The following is a 14,815-nucleotide window of genomic DNA, read 5'->3' as shown; positions in this document are numbered from 1 at the left end:
AATTTCTGTATCATCCGCCTCCTAGTTATGAAGTATCCAAACGCTATCTGACTAGATTTATAAAGCGCCGAGTCAAAGGACCAAAAGTCACCCGACTTATTTCTTTCAACCCATATCAGAGATGGTAATTCGATATGAGCGTTTCTTCTGTAAACCCTGCCACTAATACTACTAACGAATACTATTTGACTCGCCAAAGTCAGATGGAATCCAATGTTCGTAGCTATCCACGGAAATTACCGTTAGCGATAGCCAAAGCATTAGGCTGCTGGGTTACTGATGTTGAAGGTACAGAGTACCTCGATTGTTTAGCTGGGGCAGGAACATTGGCTTTGGGCCATAATCATCCTGCGGTAATTCAAAGTATTCAAGATACACTTGCAAGTGGTCTTCCTTTACATACTTTGGATTTAACGACACCTTTAAAAGATGCATTTACTGAAGCATTACTTGAACAATTACCAGGCGGTAAGGAAGAGTATTGTTTACAGTTCTGTGGTCCATCTGGTGCAGATGGCACGGAAGCAGCAATTAAATTAGCGAAGACGTATACCGGTCGTAGCACAGTGATTAGTTTCTCTGGTGGTTACCATGGTATGACGCACGGCGCTCTTGCAATGACAGGTAACCTGTCTGCGAAAAATGCTGTAAATGGTTTAATGCCAGGCGTTCAATTTATGCCGTATCCGCATGAATACCGTTGCCCACTTGGTTTAGGTGGTGAAGCGGGTGTGGATGCTTTGACATATTTCTTTGAAAACTTCATTGAAGATGTTGAAAGTGGTGTAACCAAGCCAGCTGCTGTGATTCTTGAAGCAATTCAAGGTGAAGGCGGTGTGGTAACAGCGCCAACCAAATGGTTGAAAAAAATCCGCGAAGTGACTGAAAAACACAACATTGTGTTGATTCTTGACGAAGTTCAAGCAGGCTTTGCACGTTCAGGCAAAATGTTCGCATTTGAACATGCGGGTATTGAACCTGACGTAGTGGTGATGTCTAAAGCCGTTGGTGGTAGCTTACCGCTTGCTGTGTTGGGTATTAAACGTAAGTTTGATGCTTGGCAGCCAGCAGGTCACACGGGTACTTTCCGTGGTAACCAATTGGCAATGGGTACTGGTCTTGCAACGATCAAAACCATCAAAGAACAAAACCTTGCGCAAAATGCACAAGAACGTGGTGATTTCTTACAAGCTGAATTTAAAAAGCTTGCTCAAGAGTTCCCATGTATCGGTAACGTGCGTGGCCGTGGTTTGATGATTGGTGTTGAAATTGTTGATGAGCGTAAACCAGCGGATCATATGGGGTCTTTACCTGCAGATGGTCAATTGGCAGCAGCGATTCAAGCGGCATGTTTTAACAACAAATTGTTGTTAGAAAAAGGTGGTCGTAACGGTACAGTCATTCGTTTACTTTGCCCACTTATCATCACTCATGATGAATGTGTTGAAGCGGTTTCTCGCTTCAAGAAAGCAATTGCTGAAGCACTTGTTGCAACTCGAGGCGCGTAATCATGGTTGATTTTGCAGAACACCGTAAGGCGTTACTCTGCAATGATGCTGCATCTATTGCTGACTACTCGTCAGCAATGGATCAAGCGACTAAAGCAGTTGCAGCATGGTTGCAAAACGACAAAATGTACACAGGCGGTAGCATTAAAGAGCTCCGCAGTGCGATTGCATTTAATCCTTCTAAAGAAGGTTTGGGTGTACAAAAGTCACTTGAACGTATGGTTGAGCTTTTCTTAAACAAAAGCTTAAAAGTCCATCACCCGCACTCGCTCGCGCATTTGCACTGCCCAACTATGGTGACTAGTCAAATTGCTGAAGTGCTGATTAATGCAACGAATCAATCGATGGATTCGTGGGACCAAAGTCCTGCAGGTTCATTGATGGAAGTTCAGTTGATTGATTGGCTTCGTCAAAAAGTGGGTTATGGTGCAGGTCAAGCTGGTGTGTTCACTTCTGGTGGTACACAGTCAAACTTGATGGGTGTACTGCTTGCACGTGATGCATGTATTGCGAAAAACTGGAAAGACGAAAACGGTAATCCGTGGTCTGTACAGCGTGATGGCGTGCCGGGCGATGCGATGCGCAGCGTCAAAGTTATTTGTTCTGAAAATGCACACTTTTCTGTGCAAAAGAACATGGCGATGATGGGCATGGGCTTCCAATCAGTCGTAACCGTTCCTGTGAACGAGAACGCGCAGATGGATGTGGATGCACTTGAAAAAACCATGGCGCACCTTCAAGCTGAAGGTAAGATTGTGGCGTGTGTGGTTGCAACTGCGGGTACGACCGATGCAGGTGCAATTGATCCACTGAAGCAAATTCGTGAAATCACCAACAAATATGGCGCGTGGATGCACATCGATGCGGCGTGGGGCGGTGCTTTAATCCTATCGAACAATCATCGCAATATGTTGGATGGTATTGAGCTTTCTGACTCAATCACGTTGGATTTCCATAAGCATTACTTCCAAACCATCTCTTGTGGTGCGTTCTTGCTGAAAGACGAAGCGAACTATCGTTTCATGCACTATGAAGCTGAGTATTTAAACTCTGCTTATGACGAAGAGCATGGTGTGCCTAACCTCGTGTCTAAGTCACTTCAAACAACACGTCGTTTTGACGCGTTGAAGCTTTGGATGACTGTTGAAGCGCTTGGTGAAGAATTGTATGGTTCTATGATTGACCACGGCGTAACACTTACACGTGACGTTGCTGATTATATCAATGCAACTGCTGGTTTAGAGATGTTGGTTGATCCACAATTTGCATCTGTATTGTTCCGTGTGGTTCCAGCAGGCTACCCAGTAGAATTGCTTGATACCTTAAACCAAAACGTTGCAGATGAATTGTTTGCACGTGGTGAAGCGAATATTGGTGTAACTAAAGTGGGTCAAAATCAATCTTTGAAAATGACGACTTTAAGTCCAGTTGCGACTTTAGATAACGTGAAGAACCTGCTTGGTCTTGTCCTTGCAGAAGCGGATCGTATCAAAGGTTCAATCGCAGATGGAACCTATACACCTGCAATTGCTTAATCGATTGTTTGTGTTAAAAAAGGAGCTGATATCAGCTCCTTTTTTTATGTGTTGTAAATATTAAAATGCATAACATCTATTGGCTAAGCACCTAATTTTAATTATGTTGGAGATGCTTTATTTTTCTATGAAGTAGTTTTCGATATCTGTTTGAACTATGATTTTCAGGAAAATGAGCTTCAATGATTAAGACTAAAGCTAAATATTCGGGCTTTTGATTTTCAACAGGCAAATGATTTTCTTCACGAATTTTCAAGTTAAAGGTATGACCTGCACGACAGGCAAGTCCTTGTCATAATCACGGCAATTAGGGGTAAATAAATGTGTTTTGCTAGCTGTCATGGGAAATGTCGCACTCATATGACTTGTCGCGCTTCTTACGAAAAATGAATGGTTAAGGCGGCAGTAAGGGGAGGAGAAGCCCAAAATCTCCTTCTTTGAGCTATCTTTTAGAAAAAAGATAAAGCTGTTTCGTCAGAAATATCCATTATTCGGACAAATATTTCTAAAAATAAGAAAGGTACCTGAGTCTAAAAAGTCATAGATTTGCTCTCGTATTCAAGATGAGTATGCTATTTTCTAAGAAATAAATGGGGGATAAAAGGTAAAAATTAAGGCCTAAATGACGCTCAATTTTCTAAATATGACACTACTCATTTGTCATTTATGGGTTATGAAATTCTGACAAATGGCGAAAATTTATATGGATTCTGCATATGGGTATACGCAAATTTTTATAGATTAGAAGGGCTATTCAATGTTAAAGAAATCAAAGTCTATGGAGTTCTTTTTTGCTTTATGTATTGATTCTAAATGTGTTTTATTTTTTATAAAAGCGTAAAAGATGTTGATGTAAAATGAATTATGCACTCTCGGTATATCGAAATAAGAAAAATTCTTTACGTGTTTAGACTGGGTGAAATTGAACAAAGTGTAACGAATCATGGACAAATAAAAATAAACATCATGAAAGTGTCACAATGCTGTAACTTGCTTGTCATATTCTGAAATCAAAATGCAGTTATCCAAAAAAGTACAAGACTGAATAAAAAGTGGCGTACTCCAAAATGTTTAATATGTGAGATAACAAATATGCGCTTAAACCATATCGCACTTGCAGTAGTAGTTTCTGGGGCAGCTGTAGCAACCACGGCAAACGCAGCTCGTGACACAATCCAAATTGCGGGTTCTTCAACAGTTTTACCATATGCAAGTATTGTTGCTGAAGAGTTTGGCAATACTTTCCCACAATTTAAAGCACCCGTTGTTGGTTCTGGCGGTTCTTCAGGTGGCTTAAAACAGTTCTGTAATGGTGTGGGTGACAACACCATCGATATCGCGAACGCATCTCGTAAAATTAAAGATACAGAATTAGCTGCTTGTAAGAAAGCTGGTGTGAACCAAGTGATCGAAATCAAAATTGGTTATGACGGTATTGTATTTGCTTCAAATGCAAGCAAGGCAGCATACAAATTACGTCCACAGCACGTCTATGCAGCTTTAGCAGCGCAGTTACCATCTAACGGTAAAATGGTTGCAAACCCTTATACACGTTGGAACCAAATTGACAAAAGCCTTCCAAACGAACCAATCACTTTAGTGATTCCAGCATCAAACCACGGTACACGTGAAGTGTTCCAAGAAAAAATGGTTGATGCAGGCTGCGAAACTTATGCAGCAATCAAAGCAATGGATAAAGATGCACAAAAGAAAGCATGTTCAACTTTCCGTAAAGACGGCAAAGTGATTGAGATTGCGGGTGACTACACTGAAACTTTAGCGCGCTTAAAAACGTCGCCTAGCGCAGTGGGTGTGTTTGGTTTAGGTTTCTATGACCAAAACCGTGACAAGTTACGCGTAGCTACAGTGAACAATGTTGCGCCATCTGAAAAGACGATTTTGAATGGTTCATACCCAGTTTCTCGCCCATTATTCTTCTACGTGAAAGGCGAGCATTTGAAATCAATCAAAGGCTTAAAAGAATATACTGAATACTTCATCAGCAAGAAAGTATCAGGTAAAGGTTCTAAGCTTGAGCGTGCTGGTTTGATCTCAATGTCAGACAAAGAGCGTGCAGCAGTTCTTGCGAACTTCAAAGCAGGCAAAGCGGTTAAGTAATTAAGCGTAGAAACAGTCAACGGTAGGCAAGTCCTACCTTTGACGTTTTTTACTAGGATTAAGTTTTTTCAAATAATGAAAATTGAAAGAACCGTGGAGAATACATGAATCTGCTACTTATAGGTGTGTTATTGGCACTGATTGCCATAGCCTATCAAATGGGCTTAAGTCAGAGCCGTAACTTAGCAGGTAAGGGAAATAATTCTGCAAAATTACACTCACGTCCGGGGTATTACGGTGCGTTAGTGGCTTTGTGGTGTGGTATCCCTGCTTTTTTAATTTTGATTGTTTGGAATATTGTTGAACCAAATGTTTTGAATCATGTGGTGTTAAATCACGTGCCAGCACAAGTCGCTGCAACTTTAGATGCTGCTAGTACAGATGTGTTGATCAACCGTGTGGAAGCGATTGCCTCAGGTTTTGGTGTAACAGATACACCAGCCGCGTATGAGCTTGCTGCTGCGGAGCAACTGGCGAAGTTTCAAAGCATTGGAACATTCGCAAAAATTGCAGTGGTGATTTGTGCGGCGTTGGCAGGTTTAGTCGCTGCGAAAAAGCGCATTGCAACACAGTTCCGCGCTCGTAACCAAGTTGAAAAAACCATTAATGTTGCACTTGCGCTCTGTTCTGGTGTCGCGATTCTAACCACGATTGGTATCGTGATGTCGATGTTCAGCGAAGCGATGCGATTCTTCCACTTTGTGAGTCCACTCGACTTTTTCTTCGGCACAGAATGGAACCCAGGCTTTAGTACTTCAGGAAGTGCAGACGGCAGCTATGGTTTGCTTCCGCTACTTTGGGGCACCTTAATGGTCAGTGGTATTGCACTCTTGGTTGCAGTCCCTGTGGGTTTAATGATCGCGATCTATCTTGCTGAATATGCATCTTCTGGCTTCCGAGCTTGGGCAAAACCAACCATTGAGGTTCTTGCAGGGATTCCAACCATTGTTTACGGTGTGTTTGCACTGATGATCATTGGCCCATTCTTTAAAATGCTTGGTGAGTCCGTTGGTTTACACATCAACGCAACCAGTGCACTCACTGCTGGTTTCGTCATGGGTATCATGATTATTCCTTTCGTTTCATCGTTGTCTGACGACATTATCACGCAGGTGCCACGTGCATTACGTGATGGCTCATTAGGTTTAGGTGCGACAAAGTCTGAAACCATTCGTCAGGTGGTGATACCAGCGGCACTTCCGGGCATTATCGGCGCGTTCTTGCTTGCAGCATCACGTGCCATCGGTGAGACCATGATTGTGGTGCTTGCAGCAGGGAACAGTCCTTTACTACATGCCAATCCACTTGAAGCCATTTCAACTGTGACCATTACCATCGTAAACCAATTGACTGGTGATACTGACTTTGCAAGCCCGCAAGCTTTGGTGGCATTTGCACTGGGTCTGACACTCTTTGTAATTACGCTTGGTTTGAACATTGTTGCACTGTACATCGTGCGTAAATATCGTGAGCAATACGACTAATGACGACTTCTAATAGCACAGCAGATCAAGTATTTGATCCACAACATGCGGCAGAATTACGAGAAAAGCGTAAGCAAACGATCAGTAATTCATTGGCAAAACGTCACCGTAAAGAAAAAACCTTTCGCTTCTTTGGTTTCTCGGCAGTGATTGCAGGTTTATTCTTTGTCGCGCTACTTTTTGGCAGTATTTTATCGAAAGGCTTACCTGCTTTTTGGCAAAGTAGCATGAGTTTACCTGTATATTTTGACCCTGCCATTATTAGGACAGGTGCAAAACCTGTACAGCGTGCAGGCGAATCTCCAGCGCAGTTTGAAGAGCGTTTTATTGCTTGGCAAACTGAAATGGGTATGGTGGATTGGGATGCTTTAATCGTGAATGCCATGATTGCAAAAGACCCAGCACTTGCTTCTAAACGAGATGATTTGGCTTCTTTGTACACCAGTTCTGAAGCGTATCGCTTACGTGATATGGTGATGAAAGATCCATCATTGGTCGGTAAGAAAGAAGACATTAAAGTGCTTGCCGATGCAAACGTTGATGTGTGGCTCGCAGGAAATATTGACCGCAGCTTGCCTGATGAACAGCAACAGTTGAGCCCAGAAGTTCGTCAACTTGCCGATGAAATGAAAGCTTCAGGGGTAATGGAAAATACTTTCAATACCAATATCTTCGTCAGTCCAGACTCTCGTAGTTCTCCTGCAACTTCAGGTTTAGCAGGGGCATTCATGGGATCGCTGTTCATGATGCTGATCGTGATCATTATTTCGATTCCAATTGGTGTGGCATCTGCGATTTATCTTGAAGAATTTGCGCCTAAAAACTGGATCACTGACGTCATTGAAGTCAACATTAACAACCTTGCCGCTGTACCATCAATTGTCTTTGGTTTGCTCGGTGCTGCGATCTTTATTGGTTGGATGCATTTACCGCTTTCCGCACCATTGGTTGGTGGTTTGGTGCTGAGTTTAATGACTTTACCAACGGTGATTATTACGACACGTGCATCGTTGAAAGCTGTACCACCATCAATTCGTCAGGCAGCTTTAGGGCTAGGTGCTTCACGTGTACAAACCGTATTCCATCATGTTTTACCACTTGCACTACCGGGGATTCTAACGGGTGCAATTATTGGTGTAGCACAAGCATTAGGTGAGACTGCACCGCTGTTATTAATTGGTATGAGTGCATTTGTTGCAAGTGTACCTACAACTCCATTTGATCAATCGAGTGCTTTACCTGTACAGATTTTCTTGTGGCAAGGTAATGAGCTGCGTAACTTCTTCGAAGGACGTACAGCGGCTGCGATTATTGTTCTGCTTGCAATGATGATTGGACTCAACAGTATTGCAATTTGGTTACGTAAGAAATTTGAAGTCCGTTGGTAAGTGAGGGCAAAATATGAATACCGTTGTTAAAAATTCCTTAGATCAGGATCAAACAGTGAATCAAGAACACACTCAATTTACAAACCCGAATACGACCTCTGGTCAGCAGGGTACTTCTTTTGTGTCGCAGTTCGATACACAGACTTCTGCTAAGAAAGATCAGGCACAAGGACAAGTCAAACTCAGCACTTCAGATGTACATGTTTACTATGGCGAAGCTGAAGCGATTAAAGGGATTGATCTGAATATCTATGAAAATGAAGTGATTGCATTTATTGGGCCATCGGGCTGCGGTAAATCGACCTTCTTACGTACTTTGAATCGTATGAACGACACCATTGATAGCTGTCGTGTGACGGGTAAAGTGATGTTGGATAATCAAGATATTTATGACCCAAACCTTGATGTGGTGCTGCTTCGTGCTCAAGTGGGTATGGTATTCCAAAAACCAAACCCATTCCCAAAGTCGATTTTTGATAACGTGGCTTATGGCCCTAAACTGCATGGTTTAGCACGTGATAAGTATGACTTAGAAGAAATTGTAGAAAATAGCTTACGTAAAGCGGGCCTTTGGGACGAAGTCAAAGACCGTTTAAATCAACCGGGCACAGGCTTGTCCGGTGGTCAGCAGCAGCGTTTATGTATTGCACGTACCATTGCGGTGAGCCCTGAAGTGATTTTGATGGATGAGCCATGTTCAGCGCTTGACCCGATTGCAACAGCGAAAGTGGAAGAGCTTATTTCTGAGCTTTCAACGCAGTATACGATTGCGATTGTGACGCACTCGATGCAGCAGGCTGCACGTGTATCAGACCGTACCGCTTACTTCCATTTAGGTGACTTGATTGAAGTGAACTCAACCGAGAAAGTTTTCACGCAGCCAGATCATCAGCTAACTGAAGCCTATATTACCGGTCGTTTCGGTTAATACGCACAACTTGAAATATTTGAGAAAACAGAGCCTAAGTGCTCTGTTTTTTTATACGCGAGCATTTGGTTTGGTGATTAAATAGTCACGATAATGGGCATTGTGTATTGCAGTCATATTGGACAATAAATGCGAAGGTGTGCTGTCTGAGAGATTGACTCATCTTGTAAATGATTAAATGTGAAAGATAACGCATTACAGAATAAAACAAAAAATGGCTATTGAAAAAAAATGCCATTGACCTAATCTAGGTCATATACCGACGTATTATTTTAGAGAATATAATTTCTATGTTATTTCATTTACCGAAACTTCCCGCTGAAATTCGAATTACACATTTAAATGCGCGTATCAATGAACAACGTAAAAAAATTGCGCAAACTACAGCCTCTAAATTGGAGTTATTGCAACTGACTCAGCAGTTAGCGAAAGAGTCTCGTCATCGTAAAAAGGCCAATCAAAAAGTTTATATTCTAGATTTTAAAGGTGATACTGCGGCAACAGCGGTAGAAAGCTTACGTGAAGAAATTACCTTGATTTTAGCGACAGCCAAAGCAGGGCGTGATCGCGTTGTGGTGCGCTTAGAAAGCCCAGGCGGTATGGTGCATGGTTATGGTTTGGCTGCTGCACAGTTGGTACGTTTACGTGATGCAGGTTTCAATCTCACTATCTGTGTCGATAAAGTTGCAGCGAGCGGCGGTTATATGATGGCATGTATCGCCAATCAAATTATTGCTGCACCTTTTGCAGTTGTTGGTTCAATTGGTGTGGTCGCGCAAGTCCCTAACTTTAATCGCCTGCTAAAAGAACACAATATCGATTTTGAGCTGTACACAGCAGGCCAATATAAACGTACAGTGACGATGTTTGGTGAAAATACAGCAGAAGGTAAGGCGAAGTTTGAAGAAGAGTTACAACAGACGCATGTGCTGTTTAAACACTTTGTTGAAAAATACCGTCCACAACTCAATGTTGAGAAAGTAGCGACAGGTGAGCACTGGTATGGCCAAGATGCTTTAGATTTGAATTTGGTCGATCAGTTACAAACTTCAGATGCTTATTTGCTTAATTTACTGACCGATCATGATGTTTATGTCATCTCAACGCGTAAGAAACCAACTTTAGGTGAGAAGTTAGGCTTACAAGCAGCGCAAATGGCAGACGCTTTAGTACCAGCAGTCATGAATAAAGTGATAGAAACCTTAACTAAAACCAATGCAAGTTTGGTTCAAATGCGTGATCCAAAACTTTAATATTTAGTTGGCCGATTTATTTCAAAAAGTCTGGTTCCAAAATCTGCCAAAAGCAATTTTAGAACCAGACTTTTTTGTCTTAAGCCAAGTAAGCTTTAATCATTTTCACTAGACGTTCAATCAGTTGATCCGCCTGATCTTTGGTAATATTCAAGGTCGGCAGTAAACGAACCACAGAACCCGCAGTAACGTTAATAATGGTGTGGTATTCATCACGAGCGATGTTGACCAAGTCACCACATGCTTTTGGTAGCTCCACACCAATCATCAAACCAAAGCCACGGACAATCACATTTTGATCGGCAAGTTGCTTACGCAGTTGCTCTACGATGTAAGCGCCTTGTTCAGCTGCATTTTGTACAATGTTTTCTTTTTGCATAATGTCGATGATGGTATACACCACACGCGAACCCAATGCTGAGCCACTATACGTTGAACCGTGGTTACCCGCGGTCAGCACACCTACACCACGACCTTGAGTCATCACCGCACCAATGGGGAAGCCATTGCCTAAACCTTTGGCTGTGGTGAGTACATCAGGAATGATGTTGGTGTGTTGGTAGGCAAAGTATTCACCTGTACGGCCATTACCTGTTTGAACTTCGTCCAACATCATCAGCCAGTTATGCTGATTACAGATCTGACGAATTTCTTCCAAGTAGCTAAAGCCTTGCGGAGCGGTGTTGACCCCACCTTCGCCCTGAATTGGTTCGACAAAGATTGCGACAATGTCTGGATGGTGAATTGCTGCTTCTTCAATGGCTTCAATGTCGCCGAACGGGACACGAATAAAACCTTCAACCAATGGGCCGAAGCCTTCTTGGACTTTTTTGTTGCCTGTTGCTGATAACGTTGCCATGGTACGCCCATGGAATGAGTGCTCTGCAACAATGATTTTTGGATTGGCAATGCCTTGCATGTAGCCAAATTTACGGGCAATTTTGATTGCACCTTCATTGGATTCTGCACCACTGTTTGAAAAGAACACTTCTTCCATGCCAGCAACTTCAGCAAGTTTTTGTGCTGCAGCCGTTTGCCAAGGCACTTCAAATAAGTTACTGGTATGAATGAGCGTTGCCGCTTGTTCTGCAATCGCTTCTGCAATTACAGGATGTGCATGACCTAAACCACAGACTGCGATCCCCGTCAGTGCATCGAAATATTCAGTACCATCCTCAGTGTACAGATAAGAGCCTCGACCTCGGACAAAGCTGATCGGCTGACGGCCAAATACTGGCATCAAATGAGAGGGTTGATCAGTTTGTACAGGAGCAAGGGTAATGTTATTCATGACTAACTCTTATCTGTTAGAGGGTAAGTGAAATCCAATATTAAGCAATTATGCTTGTAGTTTTAAAGCCTAAATCTAAATAAAAGTCGAAATATTGCTTTAGGCATACTGTTTTTCTACGTTTTGGGTATAATGCGGGTTAGATTAGTTGAGGATTGATCAATGACTGAACAAGCACGCGATACCGAAGCGTTAATTCGTGACCAAATTGCAAAACACGCTGTACTTCTTTATATGAAAGGCACTCCACAGTTTCCACAATGTGGTTTCTCTGCACGTGCTGTAGAAGCGCTTAGTCAAATTGGTCGTCCGTTTGCTTATGTGAATATTCTTGAAAATCCAGATATTCGTGCTTTGTTACCACAAATTGCAAACTGGCCTACATTCCCACAGTTATGGATCAACGGTGAGTTGATTGGTGGTAGTGACATTATTCTAGACATGTTCCAAAAAGGTGAATTACAACCTTTAGTTGAACAGCATAGTCCAGCACCTGAAGCTTAATCTTCAGTTGTAAAAAAAGCGCCTCAATGGCGCTTTTTTTTGTTTGAGGGAAAGGGTTAACCCGCTGTAGTTACAGTGCTTACAGCTTCAGAAGTGTGTTCCGCTGCATTTTCAGTTGCAACTATCTTCTTTTCAGACTTTGCCTTTTTTTTGTCCTTCTTCTTTTTTTTCTTTTTCTTTGGCTCTTCTTCAAACTCAGCACCATCTTCAATGGCTTGCCAATAATCTAGCTGATCCATCACCGCCGCATAAATAGACTTCTTGGTATAGCGTCCTTTCTTGTCTAAAGTGCCGACTGGTCGAGCCATAAGTAGTTCAAGCGCTTGATCTATCGTATCTATAGCATGAATGTGGAACTGGCCATTTGAAACCGCTTCAATCACGTCTTTACGTAACATTAAATGCTGCATATTTTGACGCGGAATAATCACACCTTGTTTACCAGTTAAACCTTGAAGTTTACATGCATCGAAGAAGCCTTCAATTTTCGCATTGACACCACCAATTGGTTGAACTTGACCTAATTGGTTCATTGAGCCAGTAATCGCCCAAGACTGATCAATCGGGAGTTGGCTAATCGCTGAGATTAAAGCAGACAGCTCTGCAACCGTAGCGCTGTCACCATCGACTTGACCATAGCTTTGTTCAAAGGCAAGTGCAGCAGAGAAATGTAGGGTTTGTTCGCGCCCAAAATGTGCTTTTAAGAACGATGACATCAATAGCACTCCTTTCGCATGTAGAGAGCCACCGAGCTCGACACTACGCTCAATATCTAGAATATCGCCGCCGCCTTGATACACGGATGCTGTTAGACGTGATGGTAAGCCAAACTCAACATCCGCATAGTGAATGACCGAGAGTGCGTTAATTTGGCCGAGGCGGTGTCCACGCGTTTCGATGAGCTGTGTACCACGAGATAAATCCTGCCAATAGAGCTCACGCAAATAGCCTAAGCGATATTTACGATGATCTAATGCCATATTAATGTGTTGATCCGAGACAATCTTATCGCCTGATTGGAAGGCATGATGATGTGCCTCACGAATCAAATCACCCAATGTGAGGGCATGTAAAGATAAGGAACTTTGATCTTCGGCTTGACGACTAGAGTCAGTCAAAAGCGCAGAAAGCGCAGATCGATCGAAAGGAAGTAGTTTATCGGCCTGTACATAGTCTGCAATCAGTTGCATATAGGCTTGTTCATTTACTTCATTACGCTGCAACGTATCAGTAAAGTCGGCACGGATTTTAAAGACACTGCCAAGCTCAGGTTCTACTTCAAGTATTTCATAATAAATTTCAGGCTCTGCCAGTAAAACCACTTTCAAATTCAGCGGAATTGCTTCAGGTTCAATTGAGATACTTCCTGTCAGTGTCAACATATGCTCAAGTGAAGAAAGTTTTAACTGGCCTGATTTTAAAGCACGTTTTAGACCTTGCCATGCATAAGGTTGTTCAAGCAGTTGTTCTGCTTCTAACATTAAAAAACCACCATTGGCTTTATGCAATGTCCCTGGGCGGATTAAGGTAAAGTCTGTAGTAATGGTGCCATGTTGAGTTAGTTGCTCTACGTGGCCAAGCAAATTGTAGTGAGTTGGGAAGTCTTCAAAAATAACCGGTGCGCCAGCATTGGGTTTATGTGACACAATGACATTGGCTTGGTAGCGTGAAGGGATACGACTAAACAGGCCGGGGGTAAAGTCATCTTCTTCTTGTTCGAGCACAACCTCGACATTGTTAATAATGTCTTCAGCATAATATTTTAAATAGTCTTTTAAGCCTTCAACCTCAGCAAATTTACTCAGTAACTGTTCGACTTTAGGTAATAAAACTTGCTTGGCAATATCGCGATTCAACACTTGAACCTTATCGCGGGCATCCTCCTCCAAGTCGCCTAAATGCATGCCTAAACGCTCAAGTTTTTTGTCCATGTGGCGTATATTGGCATTAATTTCAGAACGTTCTTTAGAGCTTAAAGCATTGATGTCGGCCTGCGTCATTTCCAATACTTTATCGTCTACATACTGGACCGGGATAAAGCAGTGCTCATCATTACGAGAGATCAGTTTGAGGTCGAGTTCTTCACCTTCTTGGGTCAATTCAATCAAAGCTTGTTGCTGAACATCACCTGTTTGTTGGCGAATGGCTTCTATACGGTTGTGGTAGGTTTCAGCAGTAAAGCGGCGCTCAAGTTGCTTTAAAGTGGTTTGCCATGTTTGATGTAACATGGTTTGAAATTTTACCGCCTGACCCGCAGGTAATTCTAAAGCAATCGGTTGACGTGGGCTTTTAAAATTATAAACGTAAACCCAATCGTTCGGTGTCGGCATATTTTTGGCGTGTTGCTGGAGTAAACGCTTAACCATGGTGCGCTTGCCCAAGCCAGCTGTCCCTACGGCAAAGATGTTATAGCCAGAGTAAGGTAAGGAAATGCCTGCTTCAACTGAAGCACGTGCGCGGTCTTGCCCTAAAAAATTATTGAGCGGTTTAATACGACGCGTTGAAGCTGGAATCTTATCCAGAGCAGGGGTGTGCGTCAGTTGCTCTGCTTGAAGTTGTGTCTTTGCTAAGGTCGTTTGAATTTCGGGTTGGTCAAATGCTGAACTAAGGTTGTTTTCTGGATTTTCTTGACTATTTAATGCAGGTGGTACAGATATAGAAGAGCTCATTTGATCGTGTTTTTGGGTCACTTTGAAATCCGAAACTAAAGATTGCGTTAGAAACTTAAAGGTATACAGGTTTAATGCAAAAGATCAAGCAAAGTCGCAGTGTTTGTCGACAAAAATAGAACATTGATTTTATAAAT

Annotated in this window: 10 protein-coding genes; 8 read left to right on the top strand and 2 right to left on the bottom strand. The window is 42.4% G+C overall.

Going from position 1 to position 14,815, the window contains the following annotated elements:
• Window positions 1–134 precede the first annotated feature (134 nt).
• From RR876_RS00880 to sohB, 7 genes are all read left to right on the top strand, one after another.
• The gene (locus RR876_RS00880) at window positions 135–1,508 is read left to right on the top strand and encodes a diaminobutyrate--2-oxoglutarate transaminase (RefSeq protein WP_004693606.1); all 1,374 of its coding nucleotides are present in this window, start codon (window positions 135–137) and stop codon (window positions 1,506–1,508) included.
• A 2-nt stretch (window positions 1,509–1,510) separates the two neighbouring features.
• A complete protein-coding gene (locus RR876_RS00875) occupies window positions 1,511–3,043 on the top strand; it encodes an aspartate aminotransferase family protein (RefSeq protein ID WP_332477033.1) in 1,533 nt (510 codons plus the stop codon).
• A 1,092-nt stretch (window positions 3,044–4,135) separates the two neighbouring features.
• Complete coding sequence (locus RR876_RS00870) at window positions 4,136–5,161, top strand: substrate-binding domain-containing protein (RefSeq protein WP_004693599.1); 1,026 nt, start codon at window positions 4,136–4,138, stop codon at window positions 5,159–5,161.
• 104 nt (window positions 5,162–5,265) lie between these two features.
• Window positions 5,266–6,645: a phosphate ABC transporter permease subunit PstC gene (gene pstC, locus RR876_RS00865; RefSeq protein ID WP_332477034.1), complete on the top strand. Its 1,380-nt coding sequence runs from the start codon at window positions 5,266–5,268 to the stop codon at window positions 6,643–6,645.
• Window positions 6,645–8,033 carry a phosphate ABC transporter permease PstA gene (gene pstA / locus RR876_RS00860; RefSeq protein ID WP_332477035.1) on the top strand — a complete coding sequence of 463 codons (1,389 nt, stop codon included), beginning with the start codon at window positions 6,645–6,647 and terminating at the stop codon, window positions 8,031–8,033. The genes pstC and pstA overlap by 1 nt, the downstream gene beginning before the upstream one ends.
• Window positions 8,034–8,046: 13 nt before the next feature.
• On the top strand, window positions 8,047–8,961 hold the full coding sequence (gene pstB / locus RR876_RS00855) for a phosphate ABC transporter ATP-binding protein PstB (protein ID WP_004693593.1): 915 nt from the start codon (window positions 8,047–8,049) through the stop codon (window positions 8,959–8,961).
• Between the two features lie 281 nt (window positions 8,962–9,242).
• Window positions 9,243–10,214, top strand: coding sequence for a protease SohB (gene sohB / locus RR876_RS00850; RefSeq protein WP_289844555.1), 972 nt, complete (start codon window positions 9,243–9,245; stop codon window positions 10,212–10,214).
• A 79-nt stretch (window positions 10,215–10,293) separates the two neighbouring features.
• Here the strand turns inward: sohB and RR876_RS00845 are convergent, their stop codons facing one another.
• Window positions 10,294–11,505, bottom strand: a complete 1,212-nt coding sequence (locus tag RR876_RS00845) for an aspartate aminotransferase family protein (protein WP_125273105.1) — start codon at window positions 11,503–11,505, stop codon at window positions 10,294–10,296.
• Window positions 11,506–11,667: 162 nt separating this feature from the next.
• Here RR876_RS00845 and grxD point away from each other — a divergent pair, with 162 nt between their 5' ends.
• A complete protein-coding gene (grxD, locus tag RR876_RS00840; RefSeq protein WP_004693588.1) occupies window positions 11,668–12,009 on the top strand; it encodes a Grx4 family monothiol glutaredoxin in 342 nt (113 codons plus the stop codon).
• Between the two features lie 56 nt (window positions 12,010–12,065).
• Here the strand turns inward: grxD and RR876_RS00835 are convergent, their stop codons facing one another.
• Entirely contained in the window at window positions 12,066–14,699 is a 2,634-nt protein-coding gene (locus RR876_RS00835; protein WP_332477036.1) for an ATP-binding protein, read from the bottom strand.
• Window positions 14,700–14,815 lie beyond the last annotated feature (116 nt).

It is taken from the genome of Acinetobacter sp. (assembly GCF_036666595.1).
Lineage (GTDB): Bacteria > Pseudomonadota > Gammaproteobacteria > Pseudomonadales > Moraxellaceae > Acinetobacter.
Note: the sequence above shows the minus strand (reverse complement) of the source record. Positions and strands in the feature narration are given on the sequence as shown.

What these genes read in the sequence shown, in the direction of transcription:
- pstA (WP_332477035.1), top strand. Translation starts at nt 6,645, where the DNA reads ATGACGACTTCTAATAGCACAGCAGATCAAGTATTTGATCCACAACAT.
- RR876_RS00870 (WP_004693599.1), top strand. Translation starts at nt 4,136, where the DNA reads ATGCGCTTAAACCATATCGCACTTGCAGTAGTAGTTTCTGGGGCAGCT.
- RR876_RS00875 (WP_332477033.1), top strand. Translation starts at nt 1,511, where the DNA reads ATGGTTGATTTTGCAGAACACCGTAAGGCGTTACTCTGCAATGATGCT.
- RR876_RS00880 (WP_004693606.1), top strand. Translation starts at nt 135, where the DNA reads ATGAGCGTTTCTTCTGTAAACCCTGCCACTAATACTACTAACGAATAC.
- grxD (WP_004693588.1), top strand. Translation starts at nt 11,668, where the DNA reads ATGACTGAACAAGCACGCGATACCGAAGCGTTAATTCGTGACCAAATT.
- pstC (WP_332477034.1), top strand. Translation starts at nt 5,266, where the DNA reads ATGAATCTGCTACTTATAGGTGTGTTATTGGCACTGATTGCCATAGCC.
- RR876_RS00845 (WP_125273105.1), bottom strand. Translation starts at nt 11,505, where the DNA reads ATGAATAACATTACCCTTGCTCCTGTACAAACTGATCAACCCTCTCAT.
- pstB (WP_004693593.1), top strand. Translation starts at nt 8,047, where the DNA reads ATGAATACCGTTGTTAAAAATTCCTTAGATCAGGATCAAACAGTGAAT.